Raw genomic sequence first — 19180 nt, 5'->3', positions numbered from 1 at the left:
CGGCCCATGTGGATCTGAAAACAAAAGGAATTCTAGGAGATGAGATGACGATATGAAAACAAAAGTTGAGAAAATATATCCGTTATCAAACATGCAAAAAGGAATGCTGTTTCATGCCATGAAAGACGAAGCGTCACACGCATATTTTGAGCAGTTCATCATTGAATTAAAAGGTGATGTGGATGAGCGGATGTTTGAAGAAAGCCTAAATGAAGTCATGAAAAGGCATGAGATCCTAAGAGCATCATTTCATCACAGATTGGATGAGCCGCTGCACGTCATTATCAAAGATCGGCACATGAAGTTTGACTATCTTGATATACGAGGCCGGCATGATCAAGACGGCGTTTTGGAAAGATATTTGGCAGAAGATAGACAAAAGGGTTTTGACCTAGCCAAAGATACGTTGATGAGAGCCTGTCTCATCAGAATGTCTGACGATTCGTATCAATTTGTCTGGACGTATCATCACATATTGCTTGACGGATGGTGCCTTGGCATCATCCTGGATGAGCTGTTGACGATATATGAAATGAAGCGGAAAGGTCAACATCATCAATTGGAAGACCCGAGGCCGTACAGCGATTACATCAAATGGCTGGAGGATCAGGATAAAGAAGAAGCTCAGAGCTATTGGGAGAGCTATTTGAGCGGCTATGATCAAAAAAATTCGCTTCCAAAGCTCCGCACACCTTCTGAGACGGGGTTTAAAAGAAGAGAGAAAACGATTGAATGTTCCAAAGAATTGACAAATCGCCTGATTAAATTGGCCAACCGGAATCATGTAACGATCAATACCGTGCTGCAAAGCATTTGGGGCGTGATTTTGGCGAAATACAACAACAGCGAGGATGTGGTGTTCGGAACCGTTGTTTCCGGCAGAGATGCCGAAGTGGAAGGTATAGAAACAATGGTCGGCGTCTTCATCAACACCATCCCGACCAGAATCAGGCTGGACAAAGACAAGCTTTTTAAAGATGTTCTGCGCCAAACCCAAGCCGACGCTTTGGAAAGCAGCCGCTACAATTATATGAATTTAGCGGAGGTTCAAGCGCTAAGCGAGTTGAAAAACGATTTGATCGACCATGTCATGGTCTTTGAAAACTATGCCGTTGACCAAAAAGCGTTTGAAGAAAAAAATGATGTAGGTTTTGAAATGGTGAATGTCAGCGGGGAAGAACAGACCAATTACCATTTCAGCATTTCCGCAGCTCTTGACGATCAATTAAAACTGCTCTTCATCTATGATGAAAATGTATATGACAACACCATCATCGAAACATTAGAAAAGCATATCATTACCGTCGCAGAACAAGTGGCGGAAGATGAGACACAAACATTAAGAGACATCAACCTTGTGTCAAAAGAAGAACAACACAGGATTTTACACACATTCAACGATACAAAAACGGGTTACCCAAAAGACAAGCCGCTTCATGAGCTCTTTGAGGAACAGGCCATGAAGACGCCTGACCATACGGCTCTTGTGTTCGGTGCTCAGCGCATGACCTACAGAGAGCTGAATGAGAAAGCAAACCAAACCGCGAGGCTCCTCAGAGAAAAAGGGATCGGCAGAGGCTCGATTGCGGCGATCATCGCGGACCGCTCCTTCGAGATGATCATCGGCATCATCGGGATTTTAAAAGCGGGCGGCGCTTATCTGCCAATTGACCCTGAAACGCCTAAACACAGAATAGCCTTCATGCTCAGCGACACGAAAGCCGCGGTGCTGCTTGCGCAAGGAAAAGCGGCAGATGGAATTGACTGTGAGGCTGACATCATTCATCTGGATAAAGGAGTGGCGGACGGATTCAGTAAAGAACGGCTCAGTTCTGTCAATGATTCCGGCGATACCGCCTATATCATCTACACATCAGGATCTACGGGAATGCCGAAAGGCGTCGTCACCCCGCATTACAGTGCGGCAAGAGTCGTTAAAAATACCAATTATATTGACATCACAGGAAACGATGTCATCCTCCAACTGTCCAACTATTCGTTTGACGGATCGGTGTTCGACATCTTCGGAGCTCTCTTAAACGGAGCCTCACTCGTCCTGATCGAAAAAGAGACGGTCTTGAATACACATGAGCTGGCCGAAGTGATAAAAAAAGAACAAGTCAGTGTGATGTTCATTACGACGGCGCTGTTCAATACGCTCGCCGACATCAATATCGGCTGCCTTGCCAAGCTGCGAAAAATCCTCTTCGGCGGGGAAAGAGCGTCGATACCGCATGTGAGAAAAGTGCTGGATCATGTCGGCCGGGATAAATTGATTCATGTTTACGGCCCGACGGAAAGCACGGTATATGCGACATATTACTTCATCAACGAGATAGACGATGAAGCGGAAACAATCCCGATCGGCAGCCCGCTGGCGAATACGTCGGTCTTGATCATGGACGAAGCCGGCAAGCTCCTTCCGGTCGGGGTTCCCGGAGAGCTGTGCATCGCAGGCGATGGCTTAAGCAAAGGATATTTAAACCGCGAGGAACTGACGGCGGAAAAATTCATCCCGCATCCGTTCATTCCGGGAGAAAGGCTGTACAAGACGGGCGATTTAGCGAAATGGCTGCCTGACGGCAACATCGAATTCATCGGCCGAATCGACCACCAGGTGAAAATCCGCGGCTTCAGGATCGAACTTGGCGAAATCGAAAGCCGGCTGGAGATGCATGAAGACATCAATGAGACGATCGTCACCGTCAGGGAAGACGAAGAAAGCCGCCCGTACATTTGCGCCTATATCACGGCGAATCGCGAGATTTCCCTTGATGAGCTGAAAGGATTTTTAGGTGAAAAGCTTCCGGAATACATGATTCCCGCATATTTTGTCAAATTGGACAAGCTGCCGCTCACCAAAAACGGGAAAGTGGACAGAAAAGCCCTGCCTGAGCCGGACAGAACGGCGGGGGCGGAAAACGAATATGAAGCGCCGCGAAATGAAACGGAAGAAAAGCTGGCAGCAATTTGGCGGGATATTTTAAAGGTAGAAAAAACGGGTATCAACGATCATTTCTTCGAGATGGGGGGACATTCTCTCAAAGCGGCCGCGCTGGCGGCAAGAATCCGAAAGGAGCTGAAAGCGGAAATCCCTCTTGGGCAAATCTTTAAAACGCCGACGATCAAAGGGTTGGGAGAATATATCAGATCGACAAAAGATAGTGTCTATTCATCTATTAAAAAAGTGGAAGAAAAAGAATACTATCGTCTTTCATCCGCGCAAAAAAGACTGTACATTCTAGGTCAAATCGAAGGGAGCGGATTGTCCTACAACATCCCTTTTACCATGAAAGTCAAGGGCTCCTTCGATATACGCCGGTTTGAGAACGCATTGCAAATTGTCATTCAAAGACATGAAGCGCTTAGAACGTCCTTCTTGATGGCGGATGGAGAGCCTGTTCAAAAGATTGAAAAAGAAGTAGATTTCAGCATCAAATGCAGCAAAATAGAGTCTCTATCGATTCAGGAGATCATCAAACAATTTGTCAGACCGTTTGATTTAAAAAAGGCCCCGCTTTTTAGAACAGAGGTGGTCAAGGTTGATGACGAGGAACATATCATTCTGTTTGATATGCACCATATCATTTCAGACGGTGCATCGATGGGGGTTTTGACAAAAGAAATTTGCGATTTGTACGGCGGAAAAGAACTGGAGCCGCTCAGCCTCCAATATAAAGACTATTCAGAATGGCAAAGGGATTTTTATCAAAAAGATGAGATGAAAAGGCAAAAAGAGTACTGGCTCAATATTTTCAAAGGCGAGATTCCAGTCCTCAACATGCCGACGGATTACCCGAGGCCGCAAATGCACAGTGTTGAAGGCGATAGAATCGGTTTTGCAATCGACGGCGAATTGACGAAGAAGCTCAAGCGGATCGCCAAAGACAATGGAGCCACCATGTATATGCTTCTTCTGGCGGCGTATACGGTTTTGCTTAGAACATATAGCGGACAGGAAGATTTGATTATCGGAACGCCGATTCAAGGAAGAAAACATCACGAGCTGAAACATGTGATCGGAATGTTTGTCAATACGCTGGCGATGAGAAATCATCCGAAAGGCGACAAGACATTCGCTGAATATTTGCAAGATGTAAAAGAGACGGCGCTGAAGGCATATGAAAACCAAGATTATCAATTTGATGATCTTGTCGAACAGCTTGACCTTGAACGCGACATGAGCAGAAATCCGCTGTTTGATACGATGTTTGTCCTGCAAAACCTGGAAAAAGCGGATGCTGAAATAGAAGGGCTCACATTTGAACCGTTTGAAAGCGACATCCATATTTCAAAATTTGACCTTACTTTATCGGCAATCGAAAAAGACTCGAAGATAGAATTTGATTTGGAATACTGTACAAAACTGTTTAAAAGAGAAACGGTCGAAAGGATGGCGGCGCATTTCGTCCGTGTTTTAGAAGACATTTCCAAACGGACGGACAAGCGGCTTGATCAAATAGAGGCCATGTCAGAAGACGAAAAAAACACATTGCTATATCGGTTTAATGATACGAAAACGGATGCTCCAACAGACAAAACCATTTGCCAGCTGTTTGCGGAGCGGGCGGAGACATCGCCTGACAAAACCGCGGTCGTGTTTGAAGATCAAACGCTGACATATCGACAATTGCATGAGAGGTCAAATCAGCTGGCCCGGTTTTTAAGAGAAAAAGGGGTTCAACCGGACACAGCCGTCGGCATCATGGTGGACCGCTCTCCCGAGATGATCATCGGCCTTCTGGGAATTTTGAAGGCCGGAGGCGCGTACCTGCCGCTTGATCCGGCATATCCTGAAGACAGGATCAAATACATCCTGGGCGACAGCCAAACAAAGTTTCTTCTGTCGGAAGAGGCGCTCATCAAAAAACGGGCCTTTATCAAAGAGGCCGACATGATCAACATTGATATTCACGACAAGCAAATTGCCGCACAGGATGCGGCTCAATTGGAGCCTGTCAGCCGCAGCGGGGATTTGGCTTACATCATCTATACTTCAGGGTCCACAGGAAAACCGAAGGGCGTCTTAATCGAACAAAAAGGGCTGAGCAATCTCGTTTCAGCGGTTGTCAAATTGATGCATTTAAACACGGGCAGCAGAGTGATTCAATTTGCTTCACTATCATTTGATGCGTCAGCATTTGAAATCTTTCCGGCGCTGGCAGCCGGGTCGGCTTTAGTGTTGGGACGGCAGGAGGAAATGATGCCGGGGCAGCCGTTAACAAGCTTTCTAAGGCAGTATAACATCACTCATGCGACCTTGCCGCCGACCGTACTGAATGTGTTGGATGAATCCGGATTGGAAAACCTCAAAGTAATCGTTTCCGCGGGCTCTGCCTGCAGCGAAGAACTCGCAAAAAGATGGTCCGGAAATCGGCTGTTTATCAATGCCTACGGACCGACGGAAACGACGGTCTGTGCAACGGCGGGGATTTACGAAGGATCCGGTCGTCCTCATATCGGCAGTCCGATTGCCAATACAAACGTATATGTATTGGATCAAAACCAGAAGCCTGTGCCGACAGGCGTTGTTGGAGAGCTGTGCGTCGGCGGAATGAGCCTTGCGCGCGGGTATTTAAACCGGCCGGAACTGACAGCCGAAAAGTTTATTTCACATCCGTTTGCATCAGGGGAAAGATTGTACCGGACGGGTGATCTGGCCAGATGGCTGCCTGATGGACATCTCGAGTTTTTAGGAAGAATAGACCATCAGGTGAAAATTCGCGGATACCGGATTGAACTGGGGGAAATCGAGAATCAATTGCTCAAGCTTGACAAAATCGACGAAGCGGCGGTTATAGCCAGGAAGGACGATGACCACAGCGATTATTTGTGCGCTTATATCGTCTCCAAAGAAGACTGGACATCAACCGAGATCAGTGAATGGCTCGAAAAAGAGCTTCCTCACTATATGATTCCGGCTTATTTTGTCAGACTTGATAAGCTGCCGCTCACATCAAACGATAAAGTCGATCGAAAAGCCCTTCCTGCACCTGACAGACATGTCGCCACAGGAGCGGAATACGAAGCACCGCGGAATGACACAGAAGCTAAGCTCGTTGACATCTGGAGGGATGTTCTCGGTGCCGGAGACATCGGTATCAGCCATCACTTCTTTGCAGCAGGAGGAGATTCGATCAAGGCGTTGCAAATCGTCTCAAGGCTGTCCAGGCTTGGCCTGAAGCTTGAAATGAAGGATTTGTTCGCCAATCCGAGAATCAAGGAACTTGCCAAATATGTTAAAAAACAATCACAGAGGAAAAATGCCAATACAACCGTCACGGGACATGCAGAACTCACTCCGATCCAAAAATGGTATTTTGCTAATAACAAAGAAGAACTGGATCACTTTAACCAGTCTTTTGTGCTCTTCAGAAAGGGCGGATTTGACGAAAGCTGTGTCAAAAAGGCTTTCAATAAATTAATGGAGCAGCACGACGCGTTAAGGATGATCTATGAAGAAAAAGGCGGGGACTTCATTCAGTACAACAGAAGCTTTCGGGAAGATCTGTTCGACCTGGATGTTTATGATGTAAGAGGTCTTGATCGTCAAGCGGAAAAGGTATATGAGCTGGCGACGAGCATTCAAAAACTATCATCGATTAGAAAAGGAAAACTTGTTCATCTCGGCATCTTCCGGGCTGATGAGGGAGACCACCTGCTCATTGTAATCCATCACCTTGTCGTCGACGGTGTATCGTGGAGAATTCTGTTTGAGGACTTCGAAACATTGTACAGTCAGGCATTAAAGGGGCAAACGCTTGAGATCGGCTACAAAACGGATTCCTATCAAGAATTCGCCCGCAGGTTAAAAGCATACGCCCACAGCCGAACATTATCGAAGGAAGCCGAGTATTGGCGGAACATTGCCAAGGCTCGTGTCCGGTTTATTCCGCCAAAGAACGTATTAAAGGAAGATGTATACGAAAACAGCACTACGTTGAGCATCAAGCTCGGCAAAGAGGCAACAGCGGACCTTTTGCGAAACACGAACAGAGCCTACAATACCGAAATCAACGATATTTTGTTAACGGCATTACTGACCGGAGCAAGGGACATCACAGGTGAAAACAAACTGAAGGTCATGATGGAAGGCCACGGCAGGGAAGATATTTTAGAAGGCGTTGACATCACGAGAACAATCGGCTGGTTTACGACGATGTATCCGGTGCTTCTTGATGCAGGAGAAGAAAAAGCCCTCTCCCAACAGATCAAAATGGTCAAAGAAACGTTGAGAAAAATACCGAATAAAGGAATCGGCTACGGGCTATTAAAGTATATGGCTGAAGACCCGGACTTCATCAACGAAGAAAAAGCCCGGATTTCATTTAACTATTTAGGCGAGATCGATGCCGACATGAACCGCGGCGAATTTTCCGGCTCCAGCTTTTCCGAAGGGGAAAGCATCGGCGGAAAAATTGCGAGAAGTCATTCTATCGAAATCAACGCCATCGTGATGAATCATGAACTGGTGATTCATACAACCTTTAATCAAATGGAATACGAAAAAGATACGATCAGCCGGCTGAATCATCAATTAAAAGAACGCCTGGAACAAATCATTAAGCACTGCACGCAACAGACGGAAAGCGAACGAACGCCGTCCGATTATGGAGATACAAATATCAGTTTAGCCGAACTTGAAGAAATCAAAGGAAAATACAGGAGCGCCATTGAAAAAATCTATCCGCTTGCCAACATGCAAAAAGGTATGCTGTTCCATGCCATCGAGGATCATACCTCAGATGCATATTTTCAGCAGACGGTCATGGATATTGAAGGATATGTCGATCCGGCGATTCTTGAGGCAAGCTTTAATGACATCATGAAACGGCATGAAATCTTAAGGGCCTCTTATGAATATGAAATCGTTGAAGAACCGAGGCAGATCATCATCGAAAACCGCAGCATCGATTTCACCTATTTCAATATCGCGAAAAGCTCCGCCCAGCAACAGGAAATGTTCATTGAAAGATTGCTCAATGAAGATCGAAAAAAAGGCTTTGATTTAAGCAGAGATGTACTGATGAGGGCTTATTTGCTGAAAACGGCGGAGCGCTCGTACCGGCTTGTCTGGAGCCATCACCATATTTTACTCGATGGCTGGTGCCTTGGCATCATCATGCGTGAGCTGTTTGTCATCTATGAAAACCGGATGAACGGCAAAGCCAGTCCATTAAAGGAGACGAAGCCGTACAGCGATTATATCAAGTGGCTTGAAAGTCAGGATCAGGAAGAGGCCCGTCAATATTGGCGCGAATATTTGAAAGGGTATGAGGAACAGGCACAGCTGCCTACATTAACAAAACGCAAAAAAAGCAGCCGCTATGACCGCCGGGAGAAGGTCATCCATTTGTCAAAACAGCTGACAAAACAATTGAAGGAGCTCGCTGCCAAAAACAGCGTTACGCTTCATACGGTAATTCAAACGATTTGGGGCCTGATGCTAACGAGATACAACAAGATCGATGATGTCGTGTTTGGAACGGTCGTATCTGGCAGGGAAGCAAACTTAGACGGAATCGAAGACATGATCGGTCTGTTTATCAACACCATCCCGACAAGAATCAGATTCAATGAGCAGGCGCGTTTTAACGATTGTTTGCAAAAGGTTCAGGAAGATGCGATTCAAAGCAACCGCTACAACTATATGAATCTCGCTGAAGTCCAGGCTTTGAGCAGCTTAAAGAAAGATCTGATCGATCATATTCTCGTATTTGAAAACTATGAAGCTGATGAACAGGACTTTGAAGAGAGTCAAATGAAGACAGGCTTTAAGGTGAATGAGATCAGCGCTGCCGAACAAAGCAATTACAGCTTTAGCATGTCGGTGACTCCAGGCGAAGAGCTCACACTTGTTTTGACATATGACGGCAATGTCTATGACAGGGATATCATCAACAATATCGAAGGTCATATTAAAAGGGTCGCTGAGCAAGTGACGGCAAATGAGAACCGGAAAATCGCAGAGATTGACATGCTGGCGGAGGAAGAAAGAAAGACGCTCCTATATGAGTTCAACCGGACAACCGCAGATTATCCAAGGAATAAAACGATCCATCAATTATTTGAAGAACAGGCGGAACGGACGCCTGGGCATACTGCGATTGTATTTGAAAAGGAGGAGCTCTCTTACAAAGCATTGAATGAAAGGTCAAATCAGCTGGCGGGACTGTTAAGGGAAAAAGGCGTCAAACCTGACATGATCGTCGGCGTTATGGCGGAACGTTCTGTGGAGATGATCGTCGGAATGCTGGCGGTGCTGAAAGCCGGAGGCGCATACTTGCCGATCGATCCCGAATATCCGGAAGACCGGATCAGGTACATGATCGAAGACAGCGGCATCAGCATCCTGCTGAAAAAGGCGGACAAACAGATTGACGTTGATTTCACCTGTATCGATATGAACGAAAAAGGGCTGGCGAAAGACATGGCCGCAGAGAACTTAGGGCACACGAGCGGATCTGCCGACATGGCTTATGTCATCTATACTTCAGGTTCGACCGGAAAGCCGAAGGGTGTCATGGTCAACCATCAATCAATTGTCAATACGCTTTATTGGAGGAAACAATCGTATGGCTACAGTACAGCCGATGCCACGCTTCAAGTGCCGTCCTTTTCTTTCGACAGTTCTGTTGAAGATATTTTCACGACGCTTATATCTGGGGCGAAGCTGGTTTTAATTAGAGATTTACGGATGAATCCGCGTGAGATCATCGGCGTGCTGCGAACGCATAAAGCGACAAACTTACTGGCCGTTCCGAGCTTTTATCTAAATCTGCTCGACACGATTGAGCAGCCTTTAGAGGATTTAAGATTTGTCACGGTCGCAGGGGAAGGCTTCAATGAAAGTCTGATCCGGCAGCATTTTGAAAAGCTGCCGAACGTCAAATTGTTTAATGAATACGGACCGACGGAAAACAGCGTTTGCTCAACGCGGGGCGAGCTGCGAAAAGATGACGAAAAAGTCGTCATCGGCCGGCCGATCAGCAACCACAAGGCTTATATTTTAAATCACAACCAGCAGCTGCTGCCGTTGGGCACGCCCGGTGAACTTTGTCTGAGCGGGGAAGGCCTTGCCCGCGGATACTTAAACAGACCTGACCTCACGCTTGGAAAATTTGTTCCAAACCCGTTTGTTCCGGGAGAAAACATGTACAGGACGGGGGATCTCGCAAGATTTTTACCTGATGGTCAAATCGAATATTTAGGAAGAATCGACCACCAAGTCAAAATCCGCGGATTCAGAATCGAACTGGGCGAAATCGAAAACCAATTGCTGAAAATAGAAGGCATTGACGCGGCGGCAGTTATGGCGCGGGAAGATCAAGCCGGCGGGAAATACCTATGCGCATATATCGTCGCGGACAAAACGGCCGGCGTTACAGACGTCAGAAAATGCTTGTTAAAGGAACTGCCGGATTACATGGTGCCGTCATACTTTGTCAAGCTCGATCAATTGCCGCTTACGGCAAACGGCAAAATCGACAGAAAAGCGCTCCCTGAACCAAGCGGCACAATCAGTGAAGCGGCGTACGAAGCACCGAGGAACCGTACAGAGGAAAAGCTTGTCTCAATCTGGGAGGACGTTTTAGGGATCGAAAACATCGGAATCAGCCACAATTTCTTTGAACTTGGCGGCCATTCCTTAAAAGCTGCGGCATTGACTGCAAAATTGCATAAAGAAATGAAGATTGAAGTCCCTTTAAGACAAATATTCGAAACACCGACAATCAAAGACATCGGTGATTTTATCGAATCCATGAAAGAAAGCCCTTATGCGTCCATCACACAAGCGGAAGAGAAAGAGTATTACGCATTGTCATCCGCACAAAGAAGGCTGTATATCCTTAATCAAATCGAACCAGGCGGCCTCTCTTACAACATGCCTTTCGCCATGAAAATTGCAGGAGATTTTGATGTCGACCGGTTCGAGGATGCTTTTCGGCAATTGATAGAAAGACATGAAGCCTTGAGGACGGCCTTTGTGATGGTTGACGGCGAACCTGTACAAAAAATCGAAAAAGAAGTCGATTTTAAAGTGAAGTACGGGCGACTCGGACAGGACCGGCTAGAAGAAAAAATCAAAGCGTTCATCAAGCCGTTTGCTTTGGAAAAAGCGCCGCTTTTAAGAGCGGAAGTATTAAAAGCGAGTGGCGATGAGCATGTACTGATGCTCGACATGCACCATATCATTTCAGACGGGGTATCCATGGCCATTTTCACAAGAGAGCTGGCCGAGTTGTATGAGGGGAAAACATTGCCGCCGTTAACGATTCAGTACAAAGACTTTTCAGAATGGCAAAAACTTTTTTATCAAAAAGATGAGATTAAACGCCAGGAAGACTACTGGCTCAACGTTTTTCAAGGTGAAGTGCCGGTGTTGAATTTGCCGGCGGATAAAAAACGTCCGCAAAAGCGTTCGATTGAAGGAGATATCGTCCAGTTTGAAATAGACGGCGAAACGTCCGCCATGCTGAACAAACTGGCGAAAGAGAACGGCGCGACGATGTATATGTTGCTTTTGGCGGGATACACAACGCTCTTGGCGAAGTATACAGGCCAGGAGGATATCGTTGTCGGCTCACCGATCGCGGGAAGGCATCACAGCGATTTGAAACATGTCATCGGACTGTTTATCAACACGCTGGCGATGAGGAACCATCCAAAAGGAGACATGCCATTTGCCGACTATTTAAAAGAAGTGAAAGAAACGGCGCTGAAAGCTTATGAAAATCAAGACTATCCATTTGATGAACTGGTTGAAAAACTTGATGTCAAACGGGATATGAGCAGACACCCGCTGTTTGATACCATGCTTGTTCTGCAAAACTTCGACGGCGATGAAGCGGACATCGACGGCCTGACATTCCAGCCGCTCCAAACCGAGGCGAACATCTCAAAATTTGATTTGACGCTGACAGCCGCTGAGACAAATGAAGGCATTCAATGTGTTTTCAACTACAGTACAAAATTGTTTAAGCAGTCCACGATTGAAAGAATGGCGGTCCATTTGATCAATATTCTGAAGGAAGCGGCAAACGATCCGCAAATGCCGTTGAGCGACGTTAACATGCTGTCAGATGAAGAAATGAGAGTGCTTCGGGATCAGAATCAAGGACAACAAACAGATTACCCTAAAGATCAAACGGTTCATCAGTTGTTTGAGCATCAGGCTGGCAAAACGCCGGAGCAAACAGCGGTGGTCTTTGCGGATGAAAAGCTGACGTACAGGGAACTGAACGAAAAAGCAAATCAATTGGCAAGGCTTTTGAGAGACAAAGGAGCAAGCGCCGGTGCACCTGTAGCGATCATGATTGAACCATCGCTTGAGATGATCATTTCCATGCTGGCGGTACTGAAAGCCGGAGCGGCTTACGTGCCGATCGAGCCGGAGCAATTGTCCAAACGGACGAATGAGATTTTAAGTGACAGCAGAGCTGCAATATTGCTTGTCAAAGGCTCTGTCAAAGAAAACGTCGCGTTCGCTGGAGAAATCGTCAATGTTGCCGACGGTTTGATTGATGCGAAGGCCGCGTCAAACCTGTCTGCATCGGGTTCAGCCGATCAGAATGCATATATTATATACACATCAGGATCCACCGGAAAGCCGAAAGGCGTATTTGTCAGACACGGGAATGTGGTGAATTATACAACTTGGTTTATGAAGGAAGCGGGTCTTACAGAAAACGACAAAGCCATGCTTGTGTCCTCATATGCGTTCGATTTGGGCTATACGAGCATCTTTTCGGCGCTGTTAAGCGGAAGCGAACTGCATATCGCACGTAAAGAATGTTATACAAATGCGCACCGGGCTTTACAGTATATCAAAGAAAACGGCATCACCTATATCAAGCTGACGCCGTCTCTGTTTAACATTTTTGTCAATGATCCGGGCTTTTCCGCCGAAAAACCTTGCGCTACTCTCAGGCTGGTCGTCTTGGGCGGGGAGATGATCAATACAAGGGATGTTGAGACATTTTACAACCAATATCCGGATCATGTAGTCATGAATCATTATGGCCCGACGGAAACGACAATCGGCTCAGTCTTTAAAGTGATCGACCCGGAACACCTCCATTCTTTCAAAGAATATCCGGTTATCGGCACTCCGATTCATAATACGAATGCATATGTGCTGGATGAAAACATGAAACTGCTTCCGGAAGGTGTGTACGGAGAGCTCTGCATCGCAGGAGCCGGAGTGACAGGCGGCTATGTAAACAAACCGGATATCACGAAAGAAAAATTCGTCGAAAATCCGTTTGCACCGCATACAAAAATGTACAGAACCGGAGATCTTGCCAGAAGGCTGAGCGATGGAAATATCGAACTTGCAGGCCGGATGGACAGCCAAGTAAAGGTAAGGGGCTACAGAATAGAACCGGAAGAAATCAAAAACAGGCTGTTGGCTCATGATGATATCAAGGAAGCCTTTATTGCTGCAAGGGAAGACCATAAAGGTGCAAAACAGCTGTGCGCCTATTTCACAGCAGACGCGGAATTGCTGTTCGAGGACATCAGGACGTACCTGATGCGTGAGCTTCCAGAATATATGATTCCGTCTTCATTTGTCCAAATTGAGAAGATGCCGCTTTCAGCCAACGGGAAGATCGATACGGCTGCATTGCCTGAACCGCAGCCGGGAAAAGAGACGGAATATGAACCGCCGCGGAACGAGACGGAAGAAAAGCTTGTTCAAATATGGGAAGAAGTACTTGGCATTGACAAGATCGGGATCACTCATCACTTTTTTGCAGCAGGCGGCGATTCCATCAAAGCGCTGCAAATGATCTCAAGATTATCAAGAGAAGGCCTGTCACTGGAAATGAAAGATCTATTTGCAAATCCGCAAATCAAGTCTTTGAGCCGATATGTCAAAGCCGAATCCGACAAATCAGCATCCTATGAAACGGTAGAGGGCGAGGTTCTCTTGACCCCGATTCAACAAGAGTATTTCTCGTTGAACAAAACGGACAGGAACCATTACAACCATGCGGTTATGCTTTATAGGAAAAACGGATTCGACGAGAGCATCGTCAAACGTGTGTTCAAAGAAATCATCAAACATCACGATGCACTCCGGACGGTGTTTACAGAAGAAGACGGAAAGATCATTCAGTACAACCGGGGACCGGACAAACAGCTGTTTGACCTATTTATCTATGATGTCTCGAGCGAAAACGACCAGCCTCAGAAAGTGTACCAATTGGCAACGGAACTTCAGCAAAGCATCGATATTAAAACCGGCCCTTTGGTCAAATTGGCGCTCTTCAAAACGAATAATGGGGATCACCTGCTGATCATCATCCATCACCTTGTGGTCGACGGGATCTCCTGGAGAATATTATTTGAAGATTTGGCGCTGGGATACAGCCAGTTATCGAATGGGGAAAAAGTCGAGTTTTATCCAAAAACGGCTTCCTACCAGGAATATGCGCGGCACATCACGGAATATTCAAAAACTGAAAAACTGCTTGGTGAAAAACAGTATTGGCTGAAGGCCATTTGTGACGACGTAAAATTCCTGGAAATGAATGAAGATGCAGGTGTCTTCAAAGTTGAGGACAGCAAAACATTCAGCACGGAACTCGAAAAAGAGGAGACAGCGCGGCTTTTAAGAGAAACAAACCAAGCTTACCGTACCGAAATCAACGATCTTCTGATCACAGCGCTTCTGGTGGCGGCAAGAGGTATGACCGGGCAAAATCAATTAAGAATCACGCTGGAAGGGCATGGAAGAGAACAGGTGGCAGATGGCATCGACATCAGCAGAACGGTCGGATGGTTTACCTCGAAATACCCGGTATTCATCGATCTGGGACAAGAAACAGACATGTCCAGGACGATTAAAATGGTGAAAGAGCACTTGCGAAATGTGCCGAACAAAGGCATCGGCTACGGAATTTTAAAGTATCTCACCCGGGACAGTGAGATCACAAAAGGCGCAGCATCACCAATCTTGTTCAATTACCTGGGACAGCTTGATGAAGACATCAACAGCGGAGAATTTTCTTCATCACATCTGTCGCCGGGAGAAGCAGCCGGAAAGGGCATCACAAGAGAACATCCACTCGAAATCAATGCGGTGGTCTTCAGGGGAAAACTGGCCATTCAAACGACCTATAACACAAGAGCATACAGTGAAGACGTCGTCAGAGCTTTTGCTCAAAACTATAAAGAAGCTCTTAAAGCGGTCATTCGCCACTGCGCGGAACGAGAAGAGACGGAAAAAACGCCGTCCGATTACGGAGACAAAGGCATCAGCTTAGATCAGCTTGAGGAAATCAAACTGAAATATAAAGGGATGGAAATCGAAAAAATCTATCCGCTTGCCAACATGCAAAGGGGCATGCTGTTCCACGCGCTCGAAGACAAGGAATCACAGGCGTACTTTGAACAAATGGCCATCAATATGAAAGGATTGATCGATGAGCGTCTATTTGCAGAAACGTTCAATGACATCATGGAAAGACACGAGATTCTAAGGGCCTCTATTGAATATGAAATAACGGATGAACCAAGAAATGTGATCATCAAGGACAGAAAGATCAATCTTGACTATCATGACTTGCGAAAGCAGAGTCCGGCGGAACGGGAGCAGGTGATTCAAGCGTATCGCAAAGCAGATCGGGAGAAAGGTTTTCGCTTAAACAGCGAACCATTGATCAGAGCCGCGCTGCTGAGAACCGGGGATGACAGTTATACGTTCATATGGACAAACCACCATATTCTGCTTGACGGCTGGTCCCGGGGAATCATTATGGGAGAGCTGTTCCAAATGTATCATATGAAAGAAGCCGGGCGAAAACACCGGCTTGAAGAGGCAAGACCGTACAGCGATTATATCGGGTGGCTACAGCAACAGGATAAAGAAGCTGCAAAAGCGTACTGGAGAAACTATTTATCAGGCTTTACCGAAAAATCGCCGATTTCGGTTTTGGCGGGTTCTGCCGGACATGCGAAATATAAGAGAAAAGAGGCCGTCATCGAATTCCCGCAACAATTGACCGGACGGATCACAGAGCTTGCCAGCCGTAACAATGTCACTTTCCATACTGTTTTACAATGCATTTGGGGAATGCTTTTGGCAAGGTACAATCAAACGGATGATGTCGTATTCGGTACAGTCATTTCCGGAAGGGATGCACAAGTAGCCGGAATCGAAAAAATGGTCGGATTATTCATCAACACTGTACCGACGAGAATTAGACTGGACAAAAGCCAAAGCTTTAAGGAACTCATCAAAAGCGTTCAGGAACAGGCTCTGGAAGGCAGGACATATCATGCCATGAATTTGTCGGAAGTACAGTCGCTCAGTGAATTAAAAAGAGAGCTGCTGGATCATATCCTGATTTTCGAAAATTACGCGGTTGATCAGAGTGCATTTGAGACAAGCGGCAAACGCGGTGCCGGTTTTGTCTTTGAAGAAATTCACGCCGAAGAACAAACAAATTACGGATTTAATATTGTGGCCGTCCCGGGCGAACGTTTGGTCATCAAATTGACTTATGACGGAAATATCTATCATGACCACATCATCGCCGGTATCAAAGAACACCTTCAACAAGTGATGGAACAGGTCGTCCAAAATGAAGATCAGTCATTAAACGACATCACAGTCCTTTCGGAAGCTGAAAGAAACAGACTATTGTACGAATGGAATGACACGAAAGCGGAATATCCGAATCAGACGATTCACCGGCTGTTTGAGGAACAAGCCGAAAAAACCCCTGAGCTTGCTGCGGTTGTCTCAGGAAATGACAAACTGACGTACCGTGAGCTCAATGAAAAATCAAATCGGCTTGCCAGATACCTCAGGGACAAAGGAGTCAAAGAGGATACGATTGTCGCCATCATGGCAGAACGCTCACCGGAAATGGTGGTCGGAATCATGGGGATTTTGAAAGCCGGAGGAGCCTATTTGCCGATTGATCCCGATTATCCGGAAGAAAGGATCAAGTATATGCTTGAGGACAGCGGCGCGGCCATCATTCTTGCGGATCACAAGCTGGACTTGGGCACACTTCATCAAGAAGCCGTCGAATTAACCGGAGATTTCAGCAGTTATCCGGCTGACAATCCGGAACCGGCGGGTAACGCTGACAGCCTTGCATATATCATCTACACGTCAGGTTCTACAGGCAAACCGAAAGGGGTCATGATCAGGCAAAGAGGGCTGGTCAACTATATTACCTGGGCTGACCGTGTATATGTCCGAGGCGAACAGCTCGATTTTGCCCTCTACTCATCCATTGCCTTTGATTTAACGGTGACATCGATATTTACGCCATTAATCTCAGGCAACCGGGTGATTGTTTATCAGCATAGCGGGGACGGGGAACCGCTGATTCGAAAAGTGTTCAGAGACCAAAAAGCCGGGATTGTCAAATTAACCCCGTCTCATTTAAGCCTTGTCAAAGACATGGATGCCAGCGGATCAAGCATCAAACGCCTGATCGTCGGCGGGGAAGATTTAAAAACGGAACTGGCCAAAGAAATCACGGAGAGATTTCATCACAGCATTGAAATCTACAATGAATACGGTCCGACCGAAACGGTTGTCGGCTGCATGATCTATCAATATGATGCCGGACGGGACCGCCAAGTTTCTGTCCCGATCGGCAAGCCGGCCTCCAATGTCCAGCTCTATATTTTGGATGAGCGTCAGGAAGTGCAGCCGGTCGGAATTGCCGGAGAGCTGTATATCAGCGGAGACGGAGTCGCAAAAGGCTATTTGAACAAACCGGAGCTGACGTCTGAAAAATTCCTGCCAAATCCGTTTTTACCGGGTGAAAGAATGTATCGAACAGGAGATCTTGCGAGGATGAGACCGGATGGACATATTGAGTATCTGGGCCGGATCGATCATCAAGTCAAGATTCGGGGCTACCGCATCGAACTTGGCGAAATCGAGCATCAATTGTTAAGGCACAGCGATATAAAAGAAGCGGCGGTTGCCGCCAAAACAGATCAAAGCAACAATCAAGTTCTTTGCGCATACGTCGTTTCCGAAAGAGACATCACACAGGAAGACATCAAAGCGTTTTTGGCGAAGGAGCTTCCGGAATATATGGTGCCGTCTTATTTGCTGAAGCTTGATGAGCTGCCGCTGACACCAAACGGAAAAGTCGACTTGAAGGCCCTTCCAGAGCCAGATCGAAGCGCGGGCGCTTTACTGGAATACGAGCCTCCAAGACACGAACTTGAAGAAAAAATGGCCGCCATTTGGGAAGACATCCTGAATATCGAACAGATTGGCATCAACGCCAACATATTCGATATCGGGGCGAATTCTTTAAACGTCATGTCATTTGTCTCTAGGCTATATGCAGAGCTTGGCTTCAGAGTTCCGTTTAAGGACATTTTCTCCAAGCCGACCATTAAAGAGCTGTCTGATTTTCTGAAGCATGCACAAGACCTGCTGAAAGACTACACAGATGATTGCATGCAGCTGACCAGGGCGGAAGAAGGCGGCAAAAACCTGTTCTGCTTCCCGCCGGCCGCGTCGATGGGCATTGCCTACATGGGCTTGGCCAAGCATCTAAAGCAGCATTCGGTGTACAGCTTCAACTTCATTCCATCCGCAAACAGGATTCGAAAATACGCAGATATCATCAAAAACATTCAAGGTGAAGGGCCATACACATTAATCGGCTATTCATCCGGCGGAATCCTGGCATTTGATGTGGCGAAAGAATTGAACCGGCAAGGATATGAAGTCGAAGATTTGATCATCATCGATTCAAAATATCGGACAAAAGCCGAGAAACATCAGTTCACAGAGGAGGAATACAGAGAAGAGATATCCAAAACATTTGAACTTGAGAAATACCGCGATGCAGAGAAATTATTGAGCGACTATTTAGTGGACTTGGTGATGAAGTCTTATGTATATATACAAAACACAGTCACAACCGGCGCAATTGACGGACATATCAGCTATATCAAGTCAAGCGACAATCAGCGGGATGAAAATATGATGATGTGGGAAAAAGCGGCGTCCAAAACCTTTACAGTCGTTCAAGGAGCCGGAACCCATATGCAAATGATCTCCAAGTCCCATCCCGACATTCTTGAAAGAAATGCAAGATTGATCCATGATATCATCAATAAGACTGTCAAAATATGAACAAAACGGCATCCTTTTCAGGGTGCCTTTTGTTTGCCTTATCAACTC

The 19180-nt window shown here is 46.4% G+C and carries 1 protein-coding gene; it reads left to right on the top strand.

Annotated features, from left to right (window positions below):
• The first annotated feature begins 52 nt into the window (after positions 1-52).
• On the top strand, positions 53-19132 hold the full coding sequence (gene bacC, locus MHI30_RS12600) for a bacitracin non-ribosomal peptide synthetase BacC (RefSeq protein ID WP_154495344.1): 19080 nt from the start codon (positions 53-55) through the stop codon (positions 19130-19132).
• The last annotated feature ends 48 nt before the right edge of the window (positions 19133-19180 follow it).

Source organism: Bacillus sp. FSL L8-0528 (assembly GCF_038593085.1).
GTDB lineage: Bacteria > Bacillota > Bacilli > Bacillales > Bacillaceae > Bacillus > Bacillus paralicheniformis.
Note: the sequence above shows the minus strand (reverse complement) of the source record. Positions and strands in the feature narration are given on the sequence as shown.

Bases quoted from the DNA above. Each gene is read 5' to 3' on its own strand.
- bacC (WP_154495344.1), top strand. From the start codon at position 53: ATGAAAACAAAAGTTGAGAAAATATATCCGTTATCAAACATGCAAAAA.